Here is a 25546-nt window from a genome sequence, read left to right as displayed (position 1 = left end):
TATTTAACAGAGAAAAAACCCTTAGAACTTCTAAGGGTTTTTCTGCTTTTATCTAATCTTCTGACAAAAAATAACCGATAAATAGTGTAAAAGCATATTTTGGAGGATTGATTTGTAATGAATGTGAATACATCAAACACCGGAATAGGTGGCTCACCTGAACGAGTAATTGCAAAAAAAGATTCTTCGGACCTCATTAAAACCGGCTCACAACATTCGTTAGAATCTTCCTTGTATGCCATTACAAATATGAACGAGTTGAAGTCGGCGGAGCTCAGAGGAGAGCATTTTACAGTCAGTGACGAACAATTAGTGAAAGCTATTGATCGAGCTATTAAGGCTATGCAAGGCAAAGCAACAAATCTGGAATTTTCGGTTCATGAGAAGACGAAAATGATTGCGGTAAAAGTGCTAGACAGTGAATCAGGAGAGGTTTTAAGAGAAATCCCGCCTGAAAAGACATTGGACTTTGTTGCGAAGCTATGGGAAATGGCAGGCATTCTAATAGATGAGAAACGTTAGCGTACTTGAATTAACGATTAAAGTAAGGAGAGTGTAGAATGCGTATAGGTGGACTTGCTTCAGGTATGGATACGGATACGATTATTAAACAGTTAATGACTGCACAGCGGGCGCCGCTTGATAAGTTATCGCAAAAAAAGCAACTTGTGGAATGGAAACGCGATGATTATCGAGCTCTGAACAACAAAATTTTAGAATTTAGAAATGTTGCATTTGATATGAAATTGCAATCGGGTTATCTTACGAAAAAAGTGTCTTCATCTCAGGAAAGCATAGTTTCGGTGTCGGCGTCACCCTTGGCGAATGAGGGCCAATACAGCATGAAAATTGAGCAGCTCGCCAAATCAGCAACGCTTAATTCAGGTGATTTGGCAGGCGCTGCAAGCAGTACCAAAACTTTAGGGAGCTTAAGTCTGAGCAGCGATACGCAATTAATTATTACGGGTGAAAAGGGATCCAAAACGATTAATATTAAAATGGGAGATTCCATTGATCAATTGGTAACCGCAATAAATAATGAATCAGCTTCGACAGGAGTGAAAGCGTCGTATGATGCTAATATGGATCGACTATTCTTCACTTCTGCCAAGACAGGAGCATCCTCGCAAATCAACCTTGAACTAGCAAATGGCGATAATATCAGTAATATATTCGGTTTTACCTCTTCTTCCGAGGTTACTGAGGGCACGGTAAGCTTTGCTACGAGCAGCAGTCTTGTTGATGGAGGTATAGTTGGCACTAAGGCACTAACGGTTAACTATGATGGGCAAGATTACAATTTCGATATTACTGCTACAACGACCATAGGTAGTCTGGTAGATAAAATAAATGGTCAAATGAATAAAGTTGGTATTAGCGTAAGGCTTAACAGCAATGGTGAAATGTCTTTCCATAATTCGGATAAAAGTAAACCCATTTCGGTTTCCGATAATGACGGCAATAATATTGTGAACAAATTAGGAATAGACGAAAGTACAATGAACGTGAATTCGTCAGCGATTTCGATGCTGGGGACGAATGCAAAGGTTCTATTTAATGGAATCGAAGCGGAATACGATTCTAATACTTTTACAATCGCTGGAATGACTTTCACTGCCAAACAAACGAGTAACACCGTGGTTGACATTGGTGTTTCACAAGATGTCGATGCCGTGGTTGATCGAATCAAATCGTTTGTAGAGAAATACAACACTCTACTTGATGAAGTGAATAAGGAATTGCTGGAGAAAAAACAGAGAAGTTTTCAACCGCTTACGGATGAACAGCGAAAGGAAATGGATGAAGATGAAATAAAACGTTGGGAGGAACGTGCAAGAAGTGGCATGTTATCCAATGATACCTTGATTACAAGCGGATTAAACGGAATGCGTTTATCTTTATCTGACTCTGTAAGCGGGATACCTACTGGTCAAATAAAGAGCTTGACAGAAATAGGGATATCAAACACGAACATTAACGGAACATCGATAAGCGGTACATATGCTGATAGAGGAAAACTCTATATCGATGAAGATAAGCTTAAGAAGGCATTAATTGAAAACCCTGATGAAGTTATGGCTTTGTTCACAAATGACGGAGCTACGGGATCCAGCGATGGAATTGCGACAAGATTATACGATCGAGCTTCAACCCTTTTTAAAGAAATTACCGATAAAGCAGGGGCTACGACATCAAATGAAAACAGCTATTCGATGGGCAAGGAGAACATTGAGCTTAAAGCGCAGATGGATCGTCTAACACTTAGATTAATGGACATTGAAGATAGATATTACAAACAATTCACCGCGATGGAGAAATATATTAACCAAATGAATTCCCAAAGCGCATGGCTCACACAGCAATTTAGCCAATAGGAGGATTCAGCATGCAACAATTGCAACAGCGTAACAAATACTTGGAGACAACCGTCCAGACCGCATCGCCAGCCCAACTGCTTATCATGCTTTACGATGGAGCCATTCGGTTCTGTAGACAAGGTATCGAAGCCATTAAATCGAATCAAAATGCGGAAGCCAACACGAACCTGCTCAAAACGCAAAACATCGTAAGTGAATTTATAATCACGCTGGACCGTAAGTCTCCGATGGCTGATGAACTTTTGAGCCTCTATGAATATTTCAATAGCCGCCTTATCGAGGCGAATTTAAAAAAGTCGGTTGAGCCGGCGCAAGAAGTTCTCGATTATCTGATCGAATTGAAGGAAACGTGGATCCAAGCGGCCAAACAATCCAATCAGCAAGCGGGGCATGCGGGTGGAAACTCTTCTAAACCAAATCATTCTTTTATCGTCTAATATCATTGATCAAATAGAAAGCAAGGATCTAGATACAATCGAGGCATTTATGGAAATGCGCAATCTTCTATTTGATGAATTACAGCAAATGAAGCCAACTCATGAACAGCGAGCGACCCTAAAACCTCTTGTTGACCACATTCAAATTCAAGATCACGTGATCGTCAGCAGAATGGTTCAATTGTACGAGGATGCGAACGTGGAGTTGAATAAAATTAATAGAGGAAAACGCTCGAAAACGATGTACGAGTCGGCAGCTTATGGAGAAGATAGTCTGTTTTTTGATGCTAAACGATAACGATGTGTGCTGATTGTCAGCCCAATTCCGCATGCTCGCTTAGTCATTCAAACACTATCGCCACTTGAATGTATTCGCTTACAATAAATTGTTTGACAATTCCATGATTTCGGTGGTATAGTCAATTTGTGGGCCAGACCAAACGATGCCTCACAGTACTTGAAGATGAAGGGAATGTTTGCACATGCAAGGTAAAGTTAAATGGTTTAACGCAGAGAAGGGTTACGGATTCATCGAGACTGAGCAAGGCGGCGACGTATTTGTTCATTTCTCCGCAATCCAATCCGAAGGCTTCAAGACGCTCGAAGAAGGCCAAGCGGTTGAATTCGACATCGTAGAAGGCGCACGCGGTCCACAAGCTGCAAACGTAGTCAAACTGTAATCATCCGGCTATCATTAGCCACCGTATAGATGGTTCGATTGACACTGCCTAACACACAATTAAAGGCTCCGGGAAACCGGGGCTTTTTTCTGTTTCGTGACATGAGCTAAGGATCAAGTTGTTCTTGCCACAGATCCGTCATTAGTTTTCTGAAAATTCTAAAATAACTAAAAACTCTTTTGATCTGGGCACCTGCATATGATATAATGAGAGCATGTAAAGGAGGAATGCCCCATGAATTACAACATTCGAGGTCAGCGCTTTCAGGTTACAGAAGCTTTGAGAGAACATGTCGAGAAGAAGCTTAACCGGTTGGAACGATATTTCGAATCACCGATCGCCTCCGAAATTAATGTCACTCTATCCGTTACCAAAGGGCAGCACGCGGTAGAGGTGACGATTCCGTTAGTCGGCGTGATGCTTCGCGCGGAAGAGAAGAGCGAAGACATGTATGCGTCCATCGACATGGTGGTGGATAAGCTGGAACGCCAAATTCGCAAACATAAAACCAAAGTGAATCGCAAATTCAGGCAGGGCAGCGGAGTGAGAGCCCTGTTCCGTGAAGAAGGCTCCGCGGTCAGCGTGCTCGAGGAAGAAGAGGATCTGGAGCTCGTGCGGACCAAGCGGCATACGTTGAAGCCGATGGACGTGGAAGAGGCCATTCTGCAGATGAACATGGTCGGACATAATTTCTTCGTCTTTGCCAACGCGGACAATAAGGAAGTCAATGTCGTCTATCGGCGCAGCGACGGCAAATACGGATTGATCGAGCAAGGCTAATCCATAACGGGAATAACCGCGAGCCCTGTCTCCGATTCGGAGCAGGGCTTTTCTGTGCCCCGCGCGTAACACATTGCGACAGTGTCTACAAACTGTTACAATCGTTAACAAATAGACCTACTACCGAAAGGGGAAAACCATGCTCGGACTGGTGAAGAAAATATTCGGGGACGCGAACGAGCGCGAAGTGAAGCGTCTCATGCGGACGGTAGAAGAGATTAATGCTATGGAGCCGAAGTTTACGGCTCTATCGGATGAACAATTGCGCGGCAAGACCGATGAATTTAAGGCACGCATCGAGAAAGGCGAGGAGCTGACGGCGATTCTGCCCGAAGCGTTCGCTACGGTACGGGAAGCTTCGAAGCGTACGCTCGGCATGCGCCATTTTGACGTACAGCTGCTCGGAGGCATGGTGCTTCACGAGGGTAAAATATCGGAAATGAAAACCGGCGAAGGCAAAACGTTAGTCGCGACCCTTCCGGTTTATTTGAACGCGCTGCTAGGCAAAGGCGTGCACGTCGTTACGGTCAACGGTTACTTGGCCGAACGCGACAGCAAGATTATGGGCCAGCTCTATAACTTCCTTGGCATGACGGTCGGCTGCAACCTGCACGGATTGTCCCATGCGGAGAAGCAGGAAGCCTATGCCTGCGACATCACGTACGGAACGAACAACGAGTTCGGCTTCGACTATTTGCGCGACAATATGGTTCTATATAAGGAACAAATGGTTCAGCGTCCGCTGTACTATGCGATCATCGACGAAGTGGACTCCATTCTGGTCGACGAAGCGCGTACGCCGCTCATTATTTCCGGACAAGCCGCGAAGTCGACGGAGCTGTACCATGCGGCAGACCGTTTCGTGGGAAAGCTGAAGATCGAGGAAGACTATACGGTCGACGTGAAGCTTCGCAACGTCATGTTGAACGAATCCGGCGTAGAGAAGGCGGAGCGCGCCTTCGGTATCGAGAATCTGTTCGACCATGCCAACGTGCTCATCAACCATCATATCCAGCAAGCGCTTAAAGCGAACGTGATCATGAAACGCGATGTCGACTACGTCGTGCAAGAAGATGAAGTCGTTATCGTCGACGAGTTTACGGGACGTCTCATGTCCGGCCGCCGCTATAGCGACGGACTGCACCAAGCGATCGAAGCGAAGGAGCAGCTCAAGGTACAGAACGAGAGCATGACACTTGCAACGATAACATTCCAGAACTACTTCCGGATGTACCGCAAGCTCGCGGGCATGACCGGTACGGCCAAGACGGAGGAAGAAGAGTTCCGCCGGATCTACGGACTGGACGTCATCCAAATCCCGACGAACCGTACCATGATCCGCAAGGATACTCCGGACGTTGTATACAAGACCGAGAACGGCAAGTTCAAGGCCGTCGTGGAAGAGATCGTTGGCCGTCACAAGAACAACCAGCCGGTGCTGGTCGGTACGATTTCCATCGAAAACTCGGAGAAGCTCTCGGAGATGCTGAAACGCCGCGGCATCCAGCATAAGGTACTGAATGCGAAGTTCCACGCGGAGGAAGCGGAAATTATTTCGCGCGCAGGCCAATATGGCGCGGTTACGATCGCGACGAATATGGCCGGACGGGGTACGGATATTTTGCTAGGCGAGCAGGTGCCTGCACTTGGGGGCCTTCATATTATCGGTACGGAGCGCCATGAGAGCCGCCGGATCGACAACCAGCTGCGCGGACGCGCGGGACGCCAAGGCGACCCGGGATCGTCGCAATTCTATCTATCGCTGGAAGACGAACTGATGCGCCGTTTCGGTTCGGAGAACATCATGGTCATGATGGATCGTCTCGGCCTGGAGGAAGACCAGCCGATCGAGAGCCGCATGATTTCGAAAGCGGTCGAATCCGCTCAGAAGCGGGTAGAGGGCAGCAACTTCGACACGCGGAAAGTCGTCCTGCAGTACGACGACGTCATGAACCAGCAGCGCGAGGTTATTTATAAGCAAAGACGCGACATTTTGGAGTCCTCGGATATTCGCGGCGAAGTGATGGAGATGATCAAACCGGTCGTCGATCGGATCGTGGAGGCGCATTGCGCGGAGGACATTCCGGAGGAGTGGGATCTGCAAGCCATCGTCGACTACGTGCACGCCAATCTGCTAGAGGAAGGCGCGGTCACGAAGGAAGACCTGTGGGGCAAGGAGAAGGAGGAGATGTCCGAATTCATCCTTGGCAAGGTCGTTGCGTATTATGATCAGAGGGAAGAGCAGCTCGGCGCCGAGACGATGCGCGAATTCGAGAAGGTTGTCGTGCTTCGCGCGGTAGACAGCAAGTGGATGGACCACATCGACGCGATGGACCAGCTTCGCCAAGGCATCCATCTTCGCGCGTACGGCGGCACGGATCCGCTTCGCGAATACCAGTTCGAAGGCTTCGAGATGTTCAAGGCGATGATCGAGACGATTCAAGAGGAAGTCGCCAAATATATTATGAAAGCCCGCGTGGAGAGCAACCTGGAGCGCCAAGAGGTCGTGAAGGGGCAGACGGCTTCCACAAGCGGCGGCGGGGAATCGCAGGAGAAGCGTCCCGTGAAGCGCGAGGAGCGCGTCGGACGCAACGACATGTGCCCTTGCGGCAGCGGCAAGAAGTATAAGCAGTGCCACGGCAAATAATTAGATTTTGAGGAGAATAGCCATGTTGGATATTAAGGTCAAACAAGATTTGCGCGAGATGGCGAAGCGGCTCCAAGAGCTCAGGGGGTCTCTTTGACTTAGATCTGAAGCAGGAGATCATCGCGAACTTCGAAGAGAAGATGTCGATGCCGGATTTCTGGGACGACAACGAACGCGCTCAGGGCGTCATTTCGGAGCTGAACGCGGTGAAGTCGGTCGTGGAGCAATACGATCGCCTGAACAACGATCAGGAAGAGCTGCAGATGATGCTGGAGCTGGCTGAGGAAGAAGGCGACGAGTCACTAGAGTCGGAGCTTGCGCAAGGCGTTGAAACGTTGCTTACGAAAGTAAGCGACTTCGAGCTGCAGCTTCTGCTGAACCAGCCGTACGATAAGCTGAACGCGATCATCGAGCTGCATCCCGGCGCGGGCGGCACTGAGTCCCAGGACTGGGGCCTGATGTTGTATCGTATGTACACGAGATGGGCGGAGAAGCGTGGGTTCAAGGTCGAGGTGCTGGATTACCAGGACGGCGACGAAGCGGGCATCAAGAGCGTTTCCATGCTGATCAAAGGGTATAACGCCTACGGCTACCTAAAGGCGGAGAAAGGCGTTCACCGCTTGGTGCGGATCTCGCCGTTCGATTCGGCTGGCCGCCGCCACACGTCCTTCTGTTCCTTGGACGTCATGCCGGAGATCGACGACACGATCGAGATCGAAATCCGTTCGGAGGATTTGAAGGTAGACACGTACCGCGCCAGCGGCGCGGGCGGACAGCACGTCAACAAGACGGAGTCCGCGATCCGGATCACCCATATCCCGACGGGCATTATCGTGGCCTGCCAACAGGAGCGCTCGCAGATCGCGAACCGCGACAGAGCGATGAAGATGCTGAGGTCGAAGCTCTACGAGCGCAGAATCGAAGAGCAGATGAAGGAGCTGGCCGAGATTCGGGGCGTGCAGTCCGATATCGCCTGGGGCAGTCAAATCCGCTCCTACGTCTTCCATCCGTACAGCATGGTCAAGGACCATCGCACGTCGGTGGAGACGGGCAACGTCGGCGCGGTTATGGACGGCGATCTGGACGCGTTTATCGACGGCTACTTGCGGAGTCAGATCCGCCACGATTGATTTTGATATGAAATAGCTAGTATAGCGATTAAGAAGAGTTCCAACACTGTAATGGACAGTGTGGAGCTCTTCTTTTGCGAATTGGGGGATGAATCGAGTGGAAGTTGGAAAGATGAGACGCGGTGACCTGCTAAAGCGGCGCAATCCGCAGGCCCAATTGATTTGGAATTTGCTGCAATTATTATTAGGTTCGCTCATTGTGGCGCTAAGCTTCAATTTATTCCTGGTGCCGAACGGTATCGCTTCGGGCGGGGTATCCGGCATATCGATCCTGGTGCAGGAGCTGACGGGCTTTATGCCGGCCCTCACCCAGTGGGCGGTCAACATCCCGCTGTTCATCGCGGGGCTTCTGCTGATCGGCCGCAAGTTCGGCGCGAAGACGTTGCTCGGCACGGTCGTGCTGCCTCTCTTCGTCTTGCTGACGGCGCATGTGCCGGCACCGACGGACAATCCGATTCTGGCAGCCATCTACGGCGGCATCGGCGTCGGCTTGGGGCTCGGGTTAGTCTTCCGCGGAGGGGGCTCGACAGGGGGGCTGGATCTGGCGGCGCAGATGCTGCACAAGTTCACGGGGATTCCGTATAGCCTGGCGATCGTTATTTTCGACGGCTGTGTCATTATCGCAGCGGGCATCGTCTTTTCGCCCGAGGTTTCGTTATACGCGCTGATCGGACTGTTCGTGACGAGCAAAACGATCGATTTCGTGCAGAACGGCCTGCAGCTGTCGAAGGTGGCTTTCATCATTAGCGAACGGACGGAGGAGGTGGCGTCCGCCATTCTGAACGATTTGGATCGCGGATTAACGCGGCTGGACGGGCATGGCGGCTTCACGGGCCAAGGCAGGACGGTGTTGATGGTCGTCGCCTCGCAGAACGAGGTATCGAAGCTCAAGCAGCTCGTGCGCGAGATCGACGCGGGCGCGTTCGTCATCATTAGCAACACGGCGGAGGTACTAGGGAAAGGCTTTAAGCTGGAGACCTAAACGAAGTCATAACATACCCATGCGAATGAACGCGAGGACATCGTCCGAACCGTTCGCGTACGCATGGGTTTTTCTTTTTTTAATGCTGGGTTTCAAGATTGCGCTTGTCCCCGAATTGGTGTACACTAACATTTGTCAACAAACAGGAACATATGTTCCTAATTAATGAGGTTGAAATTTAAAGTTGTCAACAAATCGTGCCAAAAAAACGGCATTCCGATGATTGTATTAATATTAGGTTGAATGTATAATAATACAGACTTCGGTTATATGTTCATCGCATCCCGAATGTTGTAGAATAGAAAGTTGTAGATATTGGAAAGCCTTTCGACTGTAGGGCAAACGTAGAAGGACATCCTGCGGAAGCGGGCTTACATAGCACGTAGTATTGAAAATGAGTGGACGGGGAGAGGAAACATGTGGACAAGAAGCTGGGCGTTGCCATCATCGGCTCGACGGGATACGGCGGCGTTGAATTGATACGTCTCCTGGCGTCCCATCCGCTGGCGGAGGTTACTTCGGTAATCTCGTCTTCCAGCGCGGGCACGCCGATTACGGAAGGATATCCGCATTTGAACGGCATCAGGGAAGAGCTTCTGGATGACGTCGATCCCGCGGCGATCAAAGCGAAGGCGGATGTGGTATTTCTCGGCACGCCCGCGGGCGTGGCATCGAAGCTGGTGCCGCAGCTGCTGGAAGCGGGACTGAAGGTTATCGACCTATCGGGAGACTTCCGGCTGAAGTCGCCTGCGCTATATGAGCAGTGGTACAAGAAGCCGGCGGCGGAAGAAAGATATTTGGAGCAGGCGGTATTCGGGCTCGCGGAGATCTACGGAGACAAGGCGCGGGACGCTTCGTTCATTTCGAACCCGGGCTGTTATCCGACTGCGACGCTGCTTGGCCTTATACCAGCCGTTCGGGAAGGCTGGATCGACCCTTCGACCATTATCATCGACGCCAAGTCGGGCGTATCCGGCGCCGGCAGAGGCGCGTCGCTGGGCACTCATTATTCGGAATTGAACGAGAATTTCAAAGCTTACAAAATCAATCAGCACCAGCATATCCCCGAGATCGAAATGGTCTTGTCCGACATGGCGGGCGCACCCGTCGTGACGACGTTCACGACACATCTGGTGCCAATGACGCGCGGCATTATGTCGACGATGTACGCCAAGATCGAAGGCGGCCGCAAGGCAAGCGACTTCGTCGAGCTGTACAGGAGCTTCTACGAGGGCAGACGTTTCGTGCGTATTCGTCCGGAAGGCCAGTGGCCGGCGACGAAGGAAGTTTGGGGCTCCAACTATTGCGATATCGGCTTTGCGGTGGATGAGCGCACAGGACGCGTGACGATCGTGTCGGTCATCGACAACTTGGTGAAGGGCGCCGCGGGTCAAGCGGTGCAGAATATGAATCTGATGATGGGCTGGGACGAGACGCTAGGCTTGCAGTTCGTACCCGTCTATCCGTAAATGATAGATCATCCGAATATCGAAGGGGATACGAACGACCATGGGACAGGACAGCTATAAGGTTGTAGAAGGCGGCTCCGTTACGACGCCGAAGGGATTCCGGGCGGGCGGCTTGCATTGCGGGCTTAAGAAAACGACGCGCCATGATTTGGGAGCCATCGTATGCGAGGTACCGGCGGCGGCAGCGGGTGTTTATACGACGAATATTTTTCAGGCTGCGCCTCTGAAGGTAACGCGCGAAAGCATTGGTTCCGGCGGCGCGCTCCGGGCGGTGCTCGTGAACAGCGGCAATGCGAATGCGTGCACGGGCGAGCAAGGCGAGGCGGACGCGTACGAGATGCGTTCCCGGTTCGCGGAAGCGATCGGCGTATCTGCCGATCATGTGGCGGTGGCATCCACGGGCGTCATTGGCGAGAATTTGAAAATGGACAAAGTCCGCGCCGGCATCGACGGGCTGCCTGGGAAGCTGGACGGCGGCCTGGTCGGCGCCGAGGATTTCTGCCAAGCGATTCTGACGACGGATCTCGTGCAGAAGATGGTTTGCGTGGAGCTTGAGCTGGACGGCGAGCGCGTGTCCGTTGCGGGCGCGGCGAAGGGCTCCGGTATGATTCACCCGAACATGGCGACGATGCTGGGCTTCGTTACGACGGATGCGAAGATCGGAAGCGACGCGCTTCAGACGCTTCTCCGCCAAGCGACGGACCTCACTTTTAATATGATAACGGTGGACGGCGACACGAGCACGAACGACATGCTCGTCGCGATGGCGAGCGGGCTGGCCGGCAACCGGGAGCTGACGCCGGAGCACGAGAACTGGGCGGCGTTCGCCGCAGCGCTGCGCTACGTGTGCGAGGTGCTCGCGAAGGCGATCGCAAGAGATGGCGAAGGCGCGACGAAGCTGGTCGAGGTGCGGGTGCGCGGCGCACAGAGCGACGAATCCGCGCAAGCGATCGCGAAGACGGTCATCGGATCCTCGCTGGTGAAGTCGGCCGTATTCGGCGCCGACGCGAACTGGGGCCGCATCATTGCGGCCGTAGGCCGCGCGGGACAGCCGGTGGATCCGGCCACGGTCGATATCCGCATCGGCGATATCGTCACTTTGGAGCAATCGCGGCCCGTGCCTTTCGACGAGGATGCGGCGCTCGAATACCTCAAAGGCGACACGGTCGTCATCCGTGTCGATCTGAACATGGCCGGCGGCGAGGCGACGGCTTGGGGCTGCGACCTGACTTACGATTACGTTCGCATTAACGCGGCGTATCGGACGTAAGGAGGAGGCGGAGCACATGGAGCAACGGTTTGTGATGAAATGCGGCGGCAGCACGCTCGCGGCGCTTCCGGACGGCTTCTTCCACGAGCTGCGCGACCTGCAGCAGTCGGGCGTGAAGCCCGTCATCGTGCACGGAGGCGGGCCGGCGATCTCGGAGACGCTCACGAAGCTCGGCATCGAGACGGAATTCGTGAACGGGCTGCGCAAGACGAACGACGACGTGCTGGACGTCGTGGAGATGGTGCTGGCGGGACGGATCAACAAGGAAATCGTACGCAAAATCGGCGTGAACGGCGCTCAGGCGCTAGGCCTCTCCGGTGTGGACGGCGGCTTGATTGAAGCGAAGCCGGTTGCGAACGCGGACGAGATCGGTTTCGTCGGCGACGTGACGGACGTGAACGCGTCCATCATCGAAGGCGTGATGGGGATGGGGTACATCCCCGTGATCGCGCCGATCGGAATAGACGCGTCCGGACAACGATACAACATTAACGCGGATACGGCGGCGGGAGCTGTCGCTTCGCATCTTGGCGTGGAGCGGATGATCGTGGTGACCGACGTGCCAGGCATCCTGAAGACGGTAGACGGAGAGAAACGAGTCCTGCCGTCTGTAACGGTAGCGGAGATCGACGAAATGATCGCGAGCGGCGAAATTTACGGGGGCATGATTCCGAAGGTTCGCGCGGCGGTGCAATGCATACAGGGACGCGTGCAAGAGGTGGTTATCGTCAGCGGACAAGAACCGGGCGTGCTGACGCGAGCGGTCCGCGAAGGCGGCGTAGGCACCCGCATCGTCCAATCTAACGAAGGGCGGGTGTAACCCAAGATGACGGATACGATTACGGCTGCGGCCTCGCAGTCGCTGCTTCCGACCTATGCGCGATATCCACTCACGCTGGTGAAGGGTGAAGGAAGCTGGCTGTGGGACGACAAAGGCAACAAATATTTGGATTTCATGAGCGGCATCGCCGTCACGAATCTGGGGCATGCTCCTAAGCGAATCAAGGAAGCGCTGGTGAAGCAGCTGGATGAGCTGTGGCATGTATCGAACTTGTTCCAAATTCCGAACCAGGCGGACGCGGCCAAGCTGCTGACGGACAACAGCTGCGGTGACGCGGTGTTCTTCTGCAACTCCGGCGCGGAGGCGAACGAAGCGGCGATCAAGCTGACGCGCCGTTACCAGCAGCTGGTGGCGAAGAACGGCCGGTACGAGATCATTACGTTCGAGCAGTCCTTCCACGGCAGGACGCTCGCTACGCTGACCGCGACAGGACAAGCGAAGGTGAAGGAAGGGTTCGCTCCGCTGCCGGAAGGATTCAAAACGGTGCCGTACAACCAAATCGGCGCGTTGGAAGAAGCGGTGAGCGACGTGACGGCCGCGATCATGCTGGAACTGGTGCAAGCGGAAGGCGGCGTACATCCGGCGGATGCGGCTTATATCAAGCAAGTTGTCGAGCTTTGCGAGCGTGAGGGCATTTTGCTGATCGTGGACGAGATTCAGACGGGCATTGGGCGGACGGGCAAGTTGTTCGCATATGAGCATTACGGCATCGAGCCGGACATCTTCACGCTGGCGAAGGGTCTTGGCAGCGGCTTCCCGGTCGGCGCTATGGTCGCGAAGGAGAAGCTGCGCGAAGGGTTCACGGCGGGCAGCCACGGCTCGACGTTCGGCGGCACGCCGATCGCGACCGCGGTGGTCAAGGCGACGCTCGAGACGATCGTGGGCGACGGATTGTCCGCGCGCGCCGCGGAGCAGGGCGCTTATTTGATCGGACAGCTTCGCGAGAAGCTGGCGGACGCGCCTTTCGTCCAAGAAGTAAGGGGAATCGGATTAATTGTCGGCATCCAGTGCGCGGGTCCGGTCGCGAACGTGTTGACCGAGGCGCAGCAGCGCGGGCTGCTTGTTATATCAGCGGGACCTAACGTCGTCCGGTTGCTCCCGAATTTGCTCGTCACGCACGAAGAGATAGATGAGGCGGTATCGCTATTGGCGGAGCTTCTCCAAGCATCCGGCTAAGCTCAAGTTTGAAGGAGGAATACCCATGCAAGTCGTAAACGAAGAATTGGCGCATAGCCTGAAAGGCCGCGATTTCCTTATGCTGGTCGATTTCAAGCAAGAGGAGCTGCGGTACCTGATCGATCTGGCGATCGATTTGAAGAAGAAACAAAAAGCCGGCGAGACGCACCATGTATTGAAAGGCAAAACGCTCGGCATGATTTTCGAAAAATCGTCGACGCGTACCCGCGTGTCGTTCGAAGTCGGCATGTACCAGCTGGGCGGCCAAGGGCTGTTCCTGAGCGGCAACGACTTGCAGATCGGACGCGGCGAGACGATCTGGGATACGGCGCAGACGCTGTCGCGTTATTTGGACGGCATCATGATCCGCACGTTCGCGCATCGCAAGGTCGTCGAATTGGCGCGCGGAGCGACAATCCCGGTCATTAACGGCCTAACGGATCTGTCCCATCCTTGCCAGGCGCTGGCCGACTTCCAGACGATCTACGAACAGAAGGGACGTCTCGAGGGGCTGAAGATCGCCTATGTCGGAGACGGCAACAATATGGTCCATTCCCTGATGATGGGCGCGGCCAAGCTGGGCATGCACATGTCGGTCGCGACGCCGGAAGGCTACGAGCCGGATTCGGATATCATTAAGCAGACGGAGGCGCACGCGGCCGAGTCGGGCTCGCGCGTACACATTTGCCGCGATCCGAAGGAAGCGGTCGACGGCGCGGACATTATTTATACGGACGTATGGGCTAGCATGGGCCAAGAGGCAGAACAGAAGGAACGCGAAATCGCCTTCAAAAAGTATCAGGTGAACGACGAGCTCGTGAAATACGCGAATAACGATTATTTGTTCATGCACTGCCTGCCTGCGCATCGCGGCGAAGAAGTGAGCGAGAGCGTCATCGATGGCGGACAGTCCATTATTTTCGATCAGGCGGAGAACCGTCTCCATGCGCAGAAGGCGATCATGGCTGCGATTATGTCCTAAAATTGCTCAAAACGACGATTGAAGGGGAGTTAGAGATATCATGGCGAAAGAAAAAATCGTGCTGGCCTATTCGGGCGGCCTTGACACATCCGTCATCCTAAAATGGCTCAAAGAAACGTACGACGCGGAAATTATCGCGTTCACGGCCGACATCGGGCAGAAGGACGAGCTCGACGGACTGGAAGCGAAAGCGCTGGCGACAGGCGCATCCAAAGTCTACATCGACGACCTGCGCGCCGAATTCGCGAAGGACTTTATTTATCCGATGTTCCAAGCGGGAACGTTGTACGAAGGACAATACTTGCTAGGCACGTCCATCGCGCGTCCGCTGATCGCGAAGCGTATGGTGGACATCGCCCGCGCGGAAGGCGCAACGGCGATCGCGCACGGCGCGACCGGCAAAGGCAACGACCAAGTGCGCTTCGAGCTGACGGCTGCCGCACTGGCGCCCGAGATCGGCGTCATCGCACCATGGCGGCTGGAAGCGTTCCGGGAGCAATTCCCGGGCCGCGCAGAGATGATCGCTTACGCTGAGAAACACGGCATTCCGGTGACGGCGTCGGCGGCGAAGCCGTATTCGACGGACCGCAACCTGCTGCATATCAGCTTCGAGAGCGGCATGCTGGAGGATCCTTGGTTCGATCCGAGCTCGGAAGAGAACGAAGAGATGTACGTGCTGAGCGTATCGCCTGAGCGTGCACCAGACCAAGCGGAATACGTGGAGCTGACGTTCGAGAAGGGCGACTGCATCGCGCTGAACGGCGAGGCGCTGAGCCCGCTGGAAGTGATGGAGAAGCTGAACGAGCTGGGCGGCAAACACGGCATCGGACGCGTGGACATGGTCGAGAACCGCTTCGTCGGCATGAAGAGCCGCGGTGTATACGAGACGCCGGGCGGCACGATCCTGTTCACGGCGCATCGCAAGATGGAATCGCTCACGATGGACCGCGAAGTGATGCATTTGCGCGATTCCTTGATCGCAAAGTACAGCCAGCTCGTGTACAACGGCTTCTGGTTCGCACCTGAGCGTCTTGCTTTGCAGTCGCTCGTGACGGAATCGCAGAAAAACGTGACGGGCGTCGTTCGCCTCAAGCTGTACAAAGGCAACGTCATCGGCGCTGGCGTGAAGAGCCCGGTCAGCTTGTACAACCCGGATATTGCGACGATGGAAGCCGATCCGTCGAAGGCGTACGACCAAGGCGACGCGACGGGCTTCATCCGCTTGAACGCGCTGCGTCTGAAAGTATCGTCGGGCGTGCAGCAAAGCCAAGGCGAATAAACCAGGAATGCATAACGAATGACCGGAAAAGGCGGAAGCTTGCCTCGCAAGCTTCCGTCCCTTATGTCCGAATAGGAGAAAACCTCAATCGATGTCTATCGAAGACGAGCGACCGTAGTTAGAGGAAGAGATATAGCAAGAAAGAACGTTTGGGAAGGGAGTGCTTGAGCGCGTGAGTAAATTATGGGGTGGACGGTTTACGAAGAAAACGGATCAGCTGGTGGAGGAGTATACGGCTTCCATCATGTTCGACAAGGAGCTCGCGGAGGAGGATGTTCAAGGCAGCCTGGCGCATGTAACGATGCTGGGCAAGCAGGGCATTCTGCCTGCGGACGACGTGGAGAAAATTAAGGACGGTCTGCATCGCGTCCTTCAGCGCATCAAACGCGACGATATCGAATTCTCCATCGGCGACGAAGACATTCACATGAATATCGAGAAGACGCTCATCGACGATGTAGGTTCGGTCGGCGGCAAGCTGCATACCGGCCGGAGCCGCAATGACCAGGTCGCGACGGATATGCATCTGTGGCTGCGCAAGCGCGTCGTCGAGTTTGTCGACATGCTGCACAAGCTGCAAACGGCGCTCGTCGAGCAAGCCAAAGGGAACCTAGACACAATCGTGCCGGGTTACACGCATCTCCAGCGCGCGCAGCCGATCCTGTTCGCGCATCACTTAATGGCGTACGTCTCCATGTTCGGCCGCGACATCGAACGCCTGCAGGACAGCTACAAGCGGATCAACGTCTTACCGCTCGGCGCCGGCGCGCTCGCGGGCACGACGTTCCCGATCGACCGCCACTTCGTAGCCGGCCAGCTGAAGTTCGACCGCGTATACGAGAACAGCCTCGACGCGGTGAGCGACCGCGATTTTATACTGGAATTCCTCTCCCACGCTTCGATCATCATGATGCATCTGTCGCGCCTCAGCGAGGAGCTGATTCTATGGTCGAGCACGGAGTTTCGTTTCGTCGAGCTGGACGATGCTTTCTGCACGGGCAGCAGCATCATGCCGCAGAAGAAGAACCCGGATGTGCCGGAGCTTGTGCGCGGCAAGACGGGCCGTGTTTACGGCAACCTCGTTAGCCTGCTGACGGTACTGAAGTCGCTGCCGCTGGCGTACAACAAGGACATGCAGGAAGATAAGGAAGGTATGTTCGATACGGTGAAGACGATGCAGGGCGCCCTTCAGCTGTTCGCGCCGATGATTGCGACGATGAAGGTGAACAAGGAACAAATGCGCCAAGCGGTCAACAAGGACTTCTCGAACGCGACGGATATCGCGGACTTCCTCGTCGGCAAAGGCATGCCGTTCCGGCAGGCGCATGAGGTCATCGGCAAGACGGTTCTGTACTGTATCGAGCAGAACAAATATTTGCTTGACCTGACGCTCGACGAGTTCAAGCAGTTCTCCACGCTGTTCGACGACCGCATCTACGCGGTGCTCCAGCCGGAGCAGGTCGTCAACGCTCGGAATGTCTACGGCGGCACGGCGAAGCCGCAGGTCGAAGACGCGATCGGCCGCGCCGAAGCGGCGCTGTCCGAGACCTCCGTATGGGTCGCGGAATATTTGGAGCGCAGCAGATAAGTTACGTGATGGCTTCAAACCAAGCTGCTCTGCAGCCTATCGACTAGAAGAAAACGGAGAGCAGTCCCTTCAGCATGAGGGGGCCGCTCTCCGTTATTTTTGCATGCAATGCGACGATTCCTCCTACAATCCGTCCTCCAAGATCGGTTCGTCCGTCGAAGGCGCGCTTGGTGCTGGCGTAGCGGAGAGCGAAGACGGTCCAACCTCGATGATCGTCGGCTGGGCGCGGTATGTATCGCGGGAAACGCGCTCGCGCGATACCGCTTTTCCGTCTTGCATGAGCGTGCGGAACGTCTCAACCACGTACCCGGGCTTCCCCTGCTCCACAACGACTTGCTCGCCAACCGGAAGTTTAGGGTTGACGGTCTGCTTCGCGTCAGGCTCTACCGTCTTCAAAGTGACGGATTCGATGTCGTAGCTGACGTCTTCCGGCATCGTGCCGAACAGCTTGACGGTCAATTTGCGATCCTCTGCGACGGTACGGATGATGAGGTGTTTGCCGGTCGAATTGCGGAACTTGAAGTCGATCGCGTCCGTGGCGTAGGTAGCGTCATGTCCAAGCGGAAGATAAGCGACGGGGAGGGAGTGGTTGCGCCGCTCGACGATTTCGAGTCCCGCGCGCAGCACCGCTTGGTACAGCGTACTCGATACTTGGCAAATCCCACCGCCGATGCCCGGCACCAGCTTGCCGTTCAGAATGACAGGAGCCTCCCGGTATTCATGCTCCTTCTCCGCCATGGCGATCAGCTTGCTATAGGAGAACACCTCGCCGGGCGCAAGATGCCAATCGTTCAGCGTCTCCGCCGTCACGGTCACGTTATGTGCCCGGCCTGCCGCGCTGCTGGCGAAGTCGGTCGTGAACGATAAGATTTTGCGATCAATTCCTTCGGCCTTAAGCTTCTCCAGCGTTACTTCCGGATGAACGGTCTTCACGGGCAATTCCGCTACGAAATGCGCCTCGTTATCCGATATTCCCGACCCGATATCCGCTTCGTTGATTACGACCCATTCGTCAACTTGCTTCGACAGCACCCCGATATCCAGCCGATAGGCATCCTTATGGGGCTCGTACACGACCTTGTCATCGTCCGTGATCGTTCGCGTCGCATCCTTCGGCTCGCCTTCCTCCATCCAGCTCCATTGCTTCCGTACGGCCGTATCGAACGTTTCCCGGTCCCAGCTCTGGGCAAGCGAGTAGCTCCTCGGGAACTTGTAGCGATAGACTGCGCGATCCCAGACAGAGCCTTCTCTCAGCCCGAGCAGAGCGATCCGCACCGCATCGAACTGCGCGCGGTAGCCAAGCTCGGCGACGGTCCAGCTTCTGCTGTCGCCAGCCGGATCGCCCGCGCGGACGGTAACCGTGCGCTCCAGCAGCGACTTCTCGTAACCGGAGAGCATGGCGAGCGCGTCGTCGATTGGCATGCCGCCGAGCGCCATGTTGCCGACCGTTACTCCCTCGGGAACGGTGTCCTGCTTCGCGTAGTTCCATACCAGCACGCCGGCGACGGCAGCAACCAGGAGGAGGACGGACAAGAGGGAGACAAGCGTAATACGCAGCTTTTTCATCGATTCTCTAGCACCTTTCCTGTATGAAAATAATTTGGGCAATCATCCTTTCATGTATATGCGAAAGCAAGGTGGTTTTTTCCAAATCCAAGAAAATGGAAGGCGCAAATTCAAAAATATAAGTAGTATAAGTTTTCACTATACTGTGCTTATATTTCTCGGAATGAAACGCGCTGCGCCGCCAAAGGACGGCGACAGCCGTTTCACCTTGAGCCAAGGGTTAACGGTGAAGCAATGGTTTTTCGACAAAGAAAAGACAAGGTGTTCACGCGTAAGATTTGCATTCGAAGAGAATTCGACAAATCTGTGAATCATGAGAAATGTGAAAAAAGAGGAATTGGCGCCGCTGTTGAAGGAATTAGCCGCAAGCTGTCGAAATAGTAGAATTGACTACATACAGGATGTGATAACGTGATCGAAATGCACGACATATGGAAAACGTACGCTGATGGGACGCATGCGCTTCGCGGTGTTTCTGTTCGAATAGATCGCAATGAATTCGTGTACCTCGTAGGCCCTTCCGGCGCGGGCAAGTCTACGTTCATGAAACTCATCTATCGCGAGGAAGTCCCGTCGAAAGGTCAGATTTCGGTCAACGGCTTTAACATCGGCAAGCTGAAGCCTCGCAAAATTCCGTACGTGAGACGGAATATCGGCGTTATTTTCCAGGATTTCCGACTGCTTCCCAAGCTTACCGTCTACGAGAACGTCGCGTTCGCGATGGAAGTCATCGAAGCGCCGCGCCGCATCATCAAGAAACGGACGATGGAGGTGCTGGAGCTTGTCGGTTTAAAGCACAAGCATGCCAGCTTGCCTTCTCAGCTATCCGGCGGCGAACAGCAAAGGGTGTCGATTGCCCGGGCAATAGTGAACAATCCGTCGGTTATCGTCGCGGACGAACCTACGGGGAACTTGGATCCGGAGACGTCGCTCGGCATCATGAACTTACTCGAGGAGATCAACTTCAGAGGTTCGACCATCGTCATGGCCACGCACAACAAAGATATCGTCAACAGCATGCGCAAACGGGTCATCGCGATCGAGAACGGCAACATCGTTCGAGATGAGGCAAGAGGGGAGTACGGCTATGAAGCTTAGCACGTTGCTCCGGCATATGAGGGAAGGCGCGAAAAACATTCTGAGAAACGGCTGGATGTCCTTCGCGTCGATGAGCTCGATCTTCATCTCGTTATTCATTCTCGGCATCTTCATTCTGCTTGCGATGAACGTCAATTCCATGGCCGACCAGATTGAGAGCCGAGTGCAAATTCGCGTGTTCCTGCAGACGAACGTGGAGCAGGCGAAGGTAACGGCCCTGCAGAACGAGATCGGCAACATCCAGGAAGTCAGCAAAGTCACGTTTGTGTCCAAGGAAGAAGGACTCGCGATTCTACGCGAAGCGATGGGCGAGGAGAACGGCGACTGGCTGGAAGGCTACAACAACGAAAACAATCCGCTCCCGGTGTCGTTCACGGTCGAAGTGTACGACCCGCAGACGGTGGACGAAGTGGCGACGAAGATCGAAGCCATCAACACGACGGACGAGACGAAGCCGATATTCCGGATCAAGTACGGGCAAGGCACCGTCGAGACGTTGTTCAAAGTGACGAATGCGGTACGCAACATCGGCTTCGTCATCGTCATCGGCCTGGCGGTAACGGCGATGCTGTTGATCTCCAACACGATCAAAATGACGATCATCAACCGCCGAAGGGAAATCGGCATCATGAAGCTGGTTGGTGCGACGAACGCCTTCATCCGCTGGCCGTTCTTCGTCGAGGGAGCGCTGATCGGATTCATCAGCTCCGGCTTGACGACGGTGCTGGTGCTAATCTGTTATAGCCAGATCATTAAGCTAACGCAGCTCGATATGTCGCTAATGTTGATATCGCTAGTGTCTATGAAGGAAGTTGGCTGGCTGACGGCCGGTCTGTTAATGGTCATCGGATCGGTGATCGGAATGCTCGGAAGCACCATTTCGATACGAAAGTATTTGAAAGTGTAGGTGAATCGCGTACATGAAAAAAGCAGGAGCATGGCTGCTCATCGCGGCCCTGTTGTCGGTATTCGTCTTCCAGCCAGCGGGCAAGGGCGGGCAGGTAGAAGCTGCTTCCCTCTCGCAGATCGAGAAGGACATCGCCGCCGCCAATAAGCAGATCAAGGAAGCGGAGCGCACAGCCGCCAACGCGGCCAAACAGGCGAACACAGCGGAACACGAGAAACAGGATTTGAATGTGAAGAAAGCGGATCTGCAGCAGGAAATCACGAGCTTGATGAAAGAGATCGACAAGGTCGCCGTCGAGAAGCAGAAGACGCAGGAGAAGGTCGACGCCAAGGAAGAAGAGTTGAAGCAAGCCGGCGTGGAGCTGGACGAAGTGCAGGCGCGGATCGTGAAGCGCGAGGCGTTGCTGGAGCAGCGGATGCGGCTGATGTACACGAACGGTTTCGTATCCTATATGGACGTCTTGCTCAGCGCGAACAGCTTCAGCGATTTCCTCGACAGGTTCGACGCGCTCCAGACGATTCTGAACTCGGATCGCGACGTGCTCGAATCCCATAAGAAGGACAAGGTGCTCGCCGAAGAGAAGAAGGCGGATATCGAGAAGCAATACGCCGAGATTCAGGCGCTGTTCCACGAGCTGGAGCTGCAGCAGGTCGACCTCGCGAAGAAGGAATCCGAGAAGGAAGTGCTCATCGCGAGCTATAACGCCAACTTGGAGAAGCTTGACGATACGCTGGAGCATCTGGAGGAAATCAGCGAGGAGCAAGAGAAGCTGCTTGTGGCGCTCGCCGCGAAGAAGTCCAAGCTCGTAGCCGAGAAAAACCGGATCAAAAATCCGTATACCGGCGGCAAGCTCGGCATGCCGATCGATCCTAGTTATCGAGTTACGTCGAACTTCGGCACGCGGGTCCATCCGATCACTGGCAGAAAACATTCGCACACGGGCATCGACTTCGGAGCCCCGTCGGGCACGCCGATCTACGCGGCGGAATCCGGCGTCGTTATCATTTCGCAAGTCTGGAGCACGTACGGCAATTGTATCGTCATCGACCACGGCAACGGGCTGTGGACGCTGTACGCGCATATTCGCAACGGAGGTTTGCTCGTCGACGAAGGAGACAATGTCAAGAAAGGCCAGCAAATCGCGGAAGTCGGCAGCACGGGCAATTCGACTGGGCCGCATCTGCATTTCGAAGTGCGCAAGAACGAAGTGCCCGTTAATCCGGGCGGATATCTGAAATAAAAGCAATCATTCCATAGCTATATTATGACGAGAGGCAGCCCGCGCGAGGGCTGCCCTTGTTGTCAATACGAGGCCGCGCTTGGTAAATAATTGTGTCCCGCTTGTCATATACTAGTGGGGTCGCGCAAGCGGGAATTCGATAAGGTGGTGTACCGGGTGTATTTTAAAGGAAGAACCGTATTTACGTTTGTGCTGCTAACAATGATCGCATCCGTGCTCGTCACGTTAACGGTTGCCGATCAGTTGATACGTCCGGATGCACGCGGAGCGGCCGTGGTCGCCGCAGCGGCGGACGAGGGCGGGGCGCCCGGCCTGAAGAAGGAGGAACTGGCGAAGCTGAACGCGGTGCTGGAGCTCATCGAGACCAGATACTACGAAAAGGTGGAGCGAGAGGAGCTGCTGGACGGCGCGGTCAGCGGGATGATGGAAGCGCTGGACGATCCTTATTCCGTCTATATGGAGAAGGACGACGCGCTGCATTTTTCAGAGTCCATAGAAGGTTCTTTCACCGGGATCGGGGCGGAAGTCACGACGGAGAACGGCAAGATTGTCGTCGTCTCTCCGATCAAAGGATCTCCGGCGGAGAAATCGGGGCTTCTCGCTAAAGACGTGCTTATTTCCGTCAACGGAGAAAGTTTGGACGGGCTTAATCTGCAGCAGGCGGTCGGCAAGATTCGGGGACCTAAAGGGACCAAGGCGAAAATTGTCGTGCAGCGCAGCGGCAATGCCGAGCCGATCCAGCTTGTTTTGATCCGCGACGACATCGATGTCGAGACCGTTTACTCGAATCTGCGTTCCGATGGCGTAGGCATTATCGAAATTAGGCAGTTCTCGCTGAACACGGCGAAGCGGTTCAAGGAAGAGCTCGCGAAGCTGGAGCAAGCGGGCATGAACGGACTTGTGCTGGATGTGCGGAACAACCCGGGCGGTGTGCTGCCGATCGTCGTGGAAATTTCGCAGCTGATGATGAAGGATGGCGCTACGGTCGTACAGGTCGAAGACCGGAACGGTAACCGCGACCAGACGAAGGCGAAGGGCGGCGAAGCGAAGTCATATCCGATCGCGGTTCTGACGAATAAGGGCAGCGCGAGCGCGTCCGAGATTTTGGCCGGAGCATTGCAAGAAGCCGCTGGCGCGAAGGTGGTCGGCGAGCAGTCGTTCGGGAAGGGCACTGTGCAGGTTAGCTATAACAAGGCGCTCGGGGACGGCAGCCTGGTGAAGATGACGATTGCCAAGTGGCTGACGCCAAACGGCAATTGGATTCACGAGAAGGGGATCAAGCCGGATATCGTGGTGCAGCCTCCGGATCTGTACACGGTAGCGCGCATCTCCTTGCAGGAGACGCTGAAGCCTGATTCGCTGAGCGAAGCGGTAAGGAGCGCGCAGGTGATGCTGCACGGCCTCGGCTACGAGCCGAAACGCGAGGACGGCTACTATGGCGAAGAGACGGTGAACGCGGTTCGGCAGTTTCAGTCGGAGCATAGCCTGCCCGTGACGGGAGAGATCGACGTCAAAACGGCTCAGACGCTGGAGCAAGCCGTCATCAAGTGGATTCAGGACAAGGAGCACGATACGCAGCTGCTGGAAGCCGTCAAGGCGGTAAGCAGGAAATAACGTTCCGCGTGTCGAAACATTATAAAGGCCGGTTTCGCGGCAAGCGAAGCTGGCCTTTCTCATTTTAATGACGCGAGGAGTGGACGGGAAATGGAAACGGCTCGTGAAATAGTGGAATTGCTGGGTTCCGCGGCATTGCAGATGGTTACGGGGCCCTTTTATTATATCGCGGTGTTATTTATCATTCTTCAATACACAAGGCAGATGCGGCTGGAGCGGCAGCTGTTCGCGGTGAAGCTTCATGATTGGAAGGGTCTCGCCCTGAAGGCGCTGGCGACGGGGCTGCTCGTCGGCGTCGGCATCTCCGCCGCGTCGGTCTTCATCGGTGCGTCATTGTCGCCGTCGGCCGTGTTATGGTTGTGGGCGATCGCGGCCGTGCTCATGCTGGCGCGCATCCGGTATCTCTGCTTCGCGTACAGCGCGGGCATCGTGACGCTATTGCAATGGGCGGTCGGCTTTACACCGCTGCACGAGCGCGCGGATTGGATCGGCGCTATGGCAACGTCGCTGGCCCGGATTGATGCGGCGGGGCTTCTGCTGCTTGTGGCGCTGCTCCATTTGGCGGAAGCGCTGCTTGTCCGGCTGCAAGGTGATAAGCTTTCTACGCCGCTGTTCCTCGAGGGCAAGCGGGGCAAGCTGGTAGGCGGCTACATGCTGCAGGGCTTCTGGCCCGTGCCGCTTTTGCTGCTTGCGCCGGTATCGGCGGAGACGGCAACAGCTTCCGCGTCGAGCGCAGCGCTGCCATGGACTTCGCTGCTGGGCGGAATGTTGCCTGAAGGCTGGACGTTCATCGCGCTGCCGATGATTATCGGATTCACGGAGATGACCAGATCCATGCTGCCCGCCGCCAAAGCCAGGCATGCGGCCAAGGGGCTGCTGCTCTACAGCGTTTGTTTGGGTGGCGCCGCTCTCGCGGCATGGTGGCAGCCCGCTTTGCTCCCGGTGGCAGCGCTGGCATCGATTCTGCTGCACGAGGCGCTTGTTTGGCGAAGCAAAGCTATGGAAGCAAGACGGGAGCCGCTCTACGTACATGATACGCGCGGGCTTCGCATTCTCGGCATCGTGCCGGGTACTCCCGCGGAGACGATGGGGCTTTCCGTCGGCGAGATGCTCTATAAGGTGAATGGCGTTCGCGTATCGACCAAAGAAGAGCTGTATAGCGCGCTGGCGTCCAATTCGGCCTTCTGCAAGCTGGAAGCGCTGACCGTGGGCGGCGAGCCGAAGTTTGCGCAGCGGGCGCGGTACGCGGGCGAGCATCATCAGCTCGGCGTCATTCTGGCGCCGGATGAGCAAGCGAACTTCTACGCGGCAAGCGGCCCGGCGTCGCTGCTGGAGCTGCTTAGAGGGCGCAAGGCTTCCAATCGAAGAGGCGGCAAAGCAACGGCCGGAGGCAGCGAGGAGCGTCTACAGGCTTAGCGCCGGATTCGGGGATGCAAGCATCCATTGTTCAGAGCGACAAAAAAGAGCTGTTCCTAACCCTTC

The 25546-nt window shown here is 54.8% G+C and carries 22 protein-coding genes; 21 read left to right on the top strand and 1 reads right to left on the bottom strand.

The window, feature by feature from the left end; all coding sequences use genetic code 11:
* Positions 1-117 precede the first annotated feature (117 nt).
* From RB620_RS24005 to argH, 16 genes are all read left to right on the top strand, one after another.
* On the top strand, positions 118-522 hold the full coding sequence (locus tag RB620_RS24005) for a flagellar protein FlaG (protein WP_308098822.1): 405 nt from the start codon (positions 118-120) through the stop codon (positions 520-522).
* 38 nt (positions 523-560) lie between these two features.
* Positions 561-2375 (top strand): flagellar filament capping protein FliD, encoded by a 1815-nt coding sequence (gene fliD / locus RB620_RS24000; protein WP_308098820.1) that lies wholly within the window; start codon positions 561-563, stop codon positions 2373-2375.
* 11 nt (positions 2376-2386) lie between these two features.
* Entirely contained in the window at positions 2387-2815 is a 429-nt protein-coding gene (gene fliS / locus RB620_RS23995; protein ID WP_308098818.1) for a flagellar export chaperone FliS, read from the top strand.
* Between the two features lie 49 nt (positions 2816-2864).
* Entirely contained in the window at positions 2865-3113 is a 249-nt protein-coding gene (locus tag RB620_RS23990) for a hypothetical protein (protein ID WP_308098815.1), read from the top strand.
* Positions 3114-3297: 184 nt separating this feature from the next.
* The gene (locus tag RB620_RS23985) at positions 3298-3495 is read left to right on the top strand and encodes a cold shock domain-containing protein (RefSeq protein ID WP_087569424.1); all 198 of its coding nucleotides are present in this window, start codon (positions 3298-3300) and stop codon (positions 3493-3495) included.
* Between the two features lie 234 nt (positions 3496-3729).
* A complete protein-coding gene (hpf, locus tag RB620_RS23980; RefSeq protein WP_308098809.1) occupies positions 3730-4275 on the top strand; it encodes a ribosome hibernation-promoting factor, HPF/YfiA family in 546 nt (181 codons plus the stop codon).
* 139 nt (positions 4276-4414) lie between these two features.
* The gene (gene secA / locus RB620_RS23975; RefSeq protein ID WP_308098807.1) at positions 4415-6922 is read left to right on the top strand and encodes a preprotein translocase subunit SecA; all 2508 of its coding nucleotides are present in this window, start codon (positions 4415-4417) and stop codon (positions 6920-6922) included.
* A 22-nt stretch (positions 6923-6944) separates the two neighbouring features.
* Positions 6945-8052, top strand: a protein-coding gene (gene prfB / locus RB620_RS23970) for a peptide chain release factor 2 (protein WP_308098805.1) whose coding sequence is annotated in 2 segments (ribosomal slippage) — positions 6945-7016 and positions 7018-8052 — 1107 coding nt in all. Because the reading frame shifts where the segments join, the coding sequence is not laid out codon by codon here.
* 112 nt (positions 8053-8164) lie between these two features.
* A complete protein-coding gene (locus tag RB620_RS23965; RefSeq protein ID WP_308098803.1) occupies positions 8165-9034 on the top strand; it encodes a YitT family protein in 870 nt (289 codons plus the stop codon).
* A gap of 419 nt (positions 9035-9453) precedes the next feature.
* Positions 9454-10503: an N-acetyl-gamma-glutamyl-phosphate reductase gene (gene argC, locus RB620_RS23960; protein WP_308098802.1), complete on the top strand. Its 1050-nt coding sequence runs from the start codon at positions 9454-9456 to the stop codon at positions 10501-10503.
* 40 nt (positions 10504-10543) lie between these two features.
* Complete coding sequence (gene argJ, locus RB620_RS23955) at positions 10544-11773, top strand: bifunctional ornithine acetyltransferase/N-acetylglutamate synthase (RefSeq protein ID WP_308098801.1); 1230 nt, start codon at positions 10544-10546, stop codon at positions 11771-11773.
* A 16-nt stretch (positions 11774-11789) separates the two neighbouring features.
* Positions 11790-12593, top strand: coding sequence for an acetylglutamate kinase (gene argB, locus RB620_RS23950; protein WP_308098800.1), 804 nt, complete (start codon positions 11790-11792; stop codon positions 12591-12593).
* Positions 12594-12599: 6 nt separating this feature from the next.
* Entirely contained in the window at positions 12600-13790 is a 1191-nt protein-coding gene (locus RB620_RS23945; RefSeq protein WP_308098798.1) for an acetylornithine transaminase, read from the top strand.
* 25 nt (positions 13791-13815) lie between these two features.
* Positions 13816-14772 carry an ornithine carbamoyltransferase gene (gene argF / locus RB620_RS23940; protein ID WP_308098796.1) on the top strand — a complete coding sequence of 319 codons (957 nt, stop codon included), beginning with the start codon at positions 13816-13818 and terminating at the stop codon, positions 14770-14772.
* Positions 14773-14812: 40 nt separating this feature from the next.
* Positions 14813-16051, top strand: a complete 1239-nt coding sequence (locus RB620_RS23935) for an argininosuccinate synthase (RefSeq protein ID WP_308098794.1) — start codon at positions 14813-14815, stop codon at positions 16049-16051.
* Positions 16052-16223: 172 nt separating this feature from the next.
* A complete protein-coding gene (gene argH, locus RB620_RS23930; protein WP_308098792.1) occupies positions 16224-17639 on the top strand; it encodes an argininosuccinate lyase in 1416 nt (471 codons plus the stop codon).
* A gap of 123 nt (positions 17640-17762) precedes the next feature.
* On the opposite strand, the gene RB620_RS23925 is transcribed toward argH, so the two are convergent.
* Complete coding sequence (locus RB620_RS23925) at positions 17763-19205, bottom strand: VanW family protein (RefSeq protein WP_308098791.1); 1443 nt, start codon at positions 19203-19205, stop codon at positions 17763-17765.
* A gap of 411 nt (positions 19206-19616) precedes the next feature.
* Between RB620_RS23925 and ftsE the strand changes: the two genes are divergently transcribed.
* From ftsE to RB620_RS23900, 5 genes are all read left to right on the top strand, one after another.
* Positions 19617-20303, top strand: coding sequence for a cell division ATP-binding protein FtsE (gene ftsE, locus RB620_RS23920; RefSeq protein WP_308098790.1), 687 nt, complete (start codon positions 19617-19619; stop codon positions 20301-20303).
* Positions 20293-21210: a permease-like cell division protein FtsX gene (gene ftsX, locus RB620_RS23915; protein ID WP_308098789.1), complete on the top strand. Its 918-nt coding sequence runs from the start codon at positions 20293-20295 to the stop codon at positions 21208-21210. The genes ftsE and ftsX overlap by 11 nt, the downstream gene beginning before the upstream one ends.
* Before the next feature lie 13 nt (positions 21211-21223).
* A complete protein-coding gene (locus tag RB620_RS23910; protein ID WP_308098788.1) occupies positions 21224-22450 on the top strand; it encodes a murein hydrolase activator EnvC family protein in 1227 nt (408 codons plus the stop codon).
* Between the two features lie 156 nt (positions 22451-22606).
* Positions 22607-24064 carry a S41 family peptidase gene (locus RB620_RS23905; RefSeq protein WP_308098786.1) on the top strand — a complete coding sequence of 486 codons (1458 nt, stop codon included), beginning with the start codon at positions 22607-22609 and terminating at the stop codon, positions 24062-24064.
* Between the two features lie 90 nt (positions 24065-24154).
* On the top strand, positions 24155-25480 hold the full coding sequence (locus tag RB620_RS23900; RefSeq protein ID WP_308098785.1) for a PDZ domain-containing protein: 1326 nt from the start codon (positions 24155-24157) through the stop codon (positions 25478-25480).
* Positions 25481-25546: the final 66 nt, after the last annotated feature.

It is taken from the genome of Paenibacillus sp. LHD-117 (genome assembly GCF_030929555.1).
Classification (GTDB): domain Bacteria; phylum Bacillota; class Bacilli; order Paenibacillales; family Paenibacillaceae; genus Pristimantibacillus.
The sequence above is the reverse complement of the archived record's forward strand: the minus strand, read 5'-3'. Positions and strand labels throughout refer to the sequence as shown.